At 58.9% G+C, this 4,756-nt stretch carries 5 protein-coding genes; all 5 read left to right on the forward strand.

The window, feature by feature from the left end; translation table 11 throughout:
• The coding region (locus tag ACZO0A_RS12120) for a hypothetical protein (protein ID WP_486846400.1) at positions 1-663 on the forward strand (663 nt) is incomplete at its 5' end.
• Between the two features lie 22 nt (positions 664-685).
• The gene (locus tag ACZO0A_RS12125; protein ID WP_215691921.1) at positions 686-1,441 is read left to right on the forward strand and encodes a YjjG family noncanonical pyrimidine nucleotidase; all 756 of its coding nucleotides are present in this window, start codon (positions 686-688) and stop codon (positions 1,439-1,441) included.
• Positions 1,442-1,510: 69 nt separating this feature from the next.
• Positions 1,511-3,400: an ABC-F family ATP-binding cassette domain-containing protein gene (locus ACZO0A_RS12130; protein ID WP_291230588.1), complete on the forward strand. Its 1,890-nt coding sequence runs from the start codon at positions 1,511-1,513 to the stop codon at positions 3,398-3,400.
• A gap of 112 nt (positions 3,401-3,512) precedes the next feature.
• Positions 3,513-4,283, forward strand: coding sequence for a DUF4422 domain-containing protein (locus tag ACZO0A_RS12135; RefSeq protein WP_215691923.1), 771 nt, complete (start codon positions 3,513-3,515; stop codon positions 4,281-4,283).
• Positions 4,276-4,756: glycosyltransferase (locus ACZO0A_RS12140; protein WP_486846401.1), on the forward strand; the 481-nt coding region annotated here is incomplete at its 3' end. The genes ACZO0A_RS12135 and ACZO0A_RS12140, both read left to right, overlap by 8 nt.

Raw genomic sequence — 4,756 nt, forward strand, 5'->3', positions numbered from 1 at the left:
GCCGACGGCTTTGTATTCTACAAGTGGAGTGACGGCATCACCACCGCGACCCGCTATGACAACGTGACGAAGGACATCTCGGTCAAGGCCATGTTCAACGCCGCCCGTGTCGAACTGACGCTGGACAAGGGCGACACGACGATCAAGAAGGGCGAGAGCCTGACCGTCAACGCCGCCGTCAAGCTGGGCGGTAAGGCCTACGACGCCACCAATGTGCAGTGGTCCATCAATGACGAGATGGAGAAAAACGGCAGCAGCCTGACCTTTACGCCCGACGCTGCCGGAACCTACACCCTCAAAGCGGGCATCGAGATCAATGGGACCTTCTCCACCGCGCAGCTGACCGTGACTGTGGAGGCCGACGCCGCGACGGTGAACATCAGTGGCAACAGCACCCTGACCGCGGGCCAGAGCACGACCCTGACTGCGACCGTCGCCAACGGCAGCGGTGATACAGTTTGGGGCTGCGAGGAAACGTCCTGGAAAGCCACCGGCGACCAGGTGACATTCACCGCCAACGAGCCGGGCACTTACCGCATCCACGCCGCCAACAACGGCACCGAGAGCGTCTTTATCCTGACGGTCACGGCTGCCGCCACGCCGGAGCCGACCGCCACACCGGCCCCTGCGCCTGAGAGCCAGTCGGAATCCAACGCAGAATAAAACGCGACAGAGGTTACAAGAAATGGCAATTTACACCTGTGTCCTGCTGGACATTGACAATACGCTGCTGGACTTTGACGCCGCCGAGCGCCAGGCTGTGACCGATATGCTGGCCGAGTACGAGCTGCCCCACGACGAGGCCGCCTACGAGACCTACCACAAGGTCAACCGTGAGCTGTGGGACTCGCTGGCAAAGGGCCAGCTGAACAAGCAAAAACTGTTCCAGATTCGTTTTTCCCGCTTTATGCAGGCCATGCAGCTGCCGGATAACGGCAAAGGCAAGGCCATGAACGACCGCTATGAAGAACTGTTGGCGACCCACGCCGATCTTCTGCCCGGTGCCCTGACCGCGCTGGAAGAACTCAGCGAGGTGGCAACGCTGGCCATCGTCTCCAACGGTGCCGCTGCCGTACAGGAGTCCCGTATTGCAGCCTCCGGCATTGACCGCTATATGGACGGCATTTATATTTCGGAGAAGGTAGGCGCGGCCAAGCCCAGTGCCAAGCTGTTTGAGCACGCCCTCCGCGATTTGGGCATCACGAACAAAAGCCGCGTGCTGATGGTCGGCGATGACCTGTTGGCCGATATCAAAGGCGGCATGAATGCAGGGGTGGACACCTGCTGGTTCAACCTCGGGAATGTGGAAAACAAGACCGGCATCACGCCGAAATTTACGGTCGGTTCCTATGAGGAACTGTATCGCATTGTGATGGAGCCGGAGGAACTGGAAAACTTGGGCGTGCGCAACCGCCGTCACAGCAACGAAGCCCTGCTGTAAAAACCGGGGCACACTGCCGCTGCCCGCAAAAGGCGGCGGCATCATTTTGGAATTGAGGATGTACCGTATATGTTGTTGGAACTGCAAAACCTGGGCAAGAGCTTCGGCGAACACGAGGTACTGCGGGATGTGAACGCGGGCGTCGAGCGCGGCGACCGCATCGGCATTATTGGTGCAAACGGCACCGGCAAAACGACGCTTTTGCGTATTCTGTGCGGCGAGAGTCTGCCCGACGCGGGCGACGCCGCCTTCGGCACCGGCGTGACGACCGGATATCTGGAACAGAACGCCCGGCTCGACCCAGCGCTGGATGTCTACGCCACGATGAAACTGGTGTTCACTCCGGCGCTGGACGCGATGCAGCAGATGGAAACCCTGCAAAAACAGCTGGCTGCCGACCCGCACAACGCCGAGCTGACCGAAAAGATTGCCCACTGCACCGCTGTTATCGACGCCATGGATGCCTATAACATGGACACCCAAATCAAAAAGGTCCTCAACGGCATGGGCTTTCCCGCTGACACCTGGGCGAAGCTCGCGGGCGTGCTTTCCGGCGGCGAGCAGACCCGCTTGCGCCTGGCGCGGCTGCTGCTGGAACGCCCTGACCTGCTGATTCTGGACGAGCCGACGAACCACCTGGACCTGGAAACGATGGAGTGGCTGGAAAATTACCTGAAGGCCTACCGCGGTGCGGTGCTGGTCGTCAGCCATGACCGCTATTTCCTTGACGCTGTCTGCACCCGTATCTGGGAGCTTCGCGGCAAAAGCATCAAGACCTACCGCGGAAACTACTCAGCCTACCTGCCCCAGCGCGAAGCCGCTGACGAGCGCCAGCAAAAACTGCATGACGCCGCCGTGGAAAAGGCTGCCAAATTGCAGGACTATGTGGACCGCAACTTGGTCCGTGCCTCCACCACCAAGATGGCCCAGAGCCGCCGCAAGCAGCTGGAAAAACTGGAGATCGTCGAGGCACCCACCGCCGAGGCGTGGGAACTGAACTTCCGCTTTGAGTACGACATTGAGCCGTATGACGAGCTGGTCATCATGAAAAACCTGAGTGTACACATCGGCGAGCGCACTCTCATCGATGCACTGGATTACGTTGTCCACCGCGGAGACAAGCTCGTCATTGCCGGCCCCAACGGCGCGGGCAAATCGACGCTTTTGCAGGTGTTGGACGGCAAGCGCCGCCCCTCTGGCGGCATGGTGCGTTTGGGCAGCGGGGCCAAACCCGGCATCTTCACCCAGCAGCAGGCCCGCCGGGCGGGCCGCGTCATCGACGCCATCTGGAACCAGTACCCCCGCTTCACCGAGCTGGAAGTCCGCAGCCATCTGGCACGCTTCGGCTACCGGGGCGAGGAAGTCTTTAAGGACTGCGCGTCCCTCTCCGGCGGCGAGCTGGCCCGCCTGCGCTTTGCCGAGCTGGCCCTTGAACGCCCGAACCTGATGTTTTTGGATGAGCCGACGAACCACCTGGATATCTACATGCGCGAGAGCCTGACCCAGGCGTTGGCCGCCTACACCGGCACGCTGCTGCTCGTCACCCACGATCGCTATCTGATGCAGACGCTGGGCTGCCCCATCATGTATTTAGAGGACGGTAAGGCGACGTTTTACCCGAATTTTGCAGCGCTGCAAAACCGCGAAGCGGGCAAAACCCAAGAGCAGCAGAAAACCGAGGACACTGCCAAAAAGCAGGCCTACGGCAAGGAACAGCGCAAGCGCCGCGCCGAGGTTCGCGCCCGCTTAAAGAAAGTGGAAACAGAGATCGAAGAGCTGGGGGCACACATCGTTGAGCTGGAAAACGAAATCAACGACCCCGAGGTTCTGCGCGACCACCTGCTACTGCGGGACAAATGTGATGAACTGGACGACACCCGTTTCCACCAGCAGGAACTTTACGACGAATGGGAAAAGCTGGCCGAAGAACAGGAATCCTTCGACAGCGAGGGCGAGTAAGCATTTTACCATTCTGTAACTTGTATTCCTGCAAAAAAACGCTATACTATAAGTTTAGCAAAACCCTTATATGAGAAAGTATAGGAAAGTATTTTAAGGCGGGTAGACTATATTGCAGACCACCATTATCGTAGCAACGCATAAACCGTACTGGGTGCCGGATGATCCGATGTATCTGCCGGTACAGATGGGCCATGCCATCCATCCGGCCATCGGCTATATCGGCGATGATACCGGCGAAAATATCTCGGAGCGCAACGCAAATTTCTGTGAGCTGACCGGCCTGTACTGGGCCGCGCACAACATTGATTCCGACTATATCGGCATTGTGCATTACCGCCGCTATTTTGCCAGCCGCCGCAAGAGCCGCTTTGCCGCCAAGAAAAGCCGCGTCATCAGTCACGAGGAACTGTGCTCTATCCTGGCGACCACCAACGTGGTGCTGCCTAAAGAACGCCACTATTTCATCGAGACAAACTACACCCAGTACATCCACGCCCACCATAAGCGGGATCTGGAAACGACCCGAGCCATCATTGCGCGCAAATGCCCCGAGTATCTGCCCGCGTATGATCTGTATATGTCCAAGACGCACGGCCACCACTTCAATATGTTCGTCATGAAAAAGGAGCTTTTGCAGCACTACTGCACCTGGCTGTTTGATATCTTGTTTGAACTGGAAAAAGAGTTGGACATGACCGGCTACACGGTCAATGACCGCCGCGTCTTTGGCTTTGTCAGCGAACGTCTGCTCGATGCCTGGCTTATCACGAACAACATCAGCTTTGAGGAACTGGACATCGTCTATATGGAGCACCAGAACTGGCTGCACAAGGGCACCGCCTTCCTCAAGCGCAAATTCTTCCCGAAGAAAGATGATTGACGCAAACGCCGTCACGGCTGTGGTCGTGACCTACAATCGGCTGGCGCTGCTCCAACAATGCCTGGCCGCCTTGTGCGCCCAGACCGTGCGGGGCTTTACGGTGCTGGTGGTGGACAACGCCTCCACCGACGGTACCGCTGACTACCTGAAAACGCTGGATATGCCTGGGCTTGTCTGCCGTAATCCGGGCAAAAATCTCGGCGGTGCGGGCGGCTTTGCCTACGGCATCCGGGAGGCTGCAGCCCTCGGCTGCAAGGCAGTCTGGATCATGGACGACGATACACTCCCGACGCCCACGGCGCTGGAAACCCTGCTGGCGGCGGACGCTGCCCACGGTGGAGACTACGGCTGGCTGTCTGGCCGCGCCCTGGCCCCGGATGGCGCCGACCAGCCTATGAACCTCCAGCGCAAGACGATGTACCGCGATATCGCCGGTTTCTGTGATGGCAAAGGCGAGATACCCGCCGTGAGAT

The organism is Gemmiger sp., assembly GCF_057431175.1.

Coding starts and splice junctions, on each gene's coding strand:
- ACZO0A_RS12125 (WP_215691921.1), top strand. CDS start 686: ATGGCAATTTACACCTGTGTCCTGCTGGACATTGACAATACGCTGCTG.
- ACZO0A_RS12130 (WP_291230588.1), top strand. CDS start 1,511: ATGTTGTTGGAACTGCAAAACCTGGGCAAGAGCTTCGGCGAACACGAG.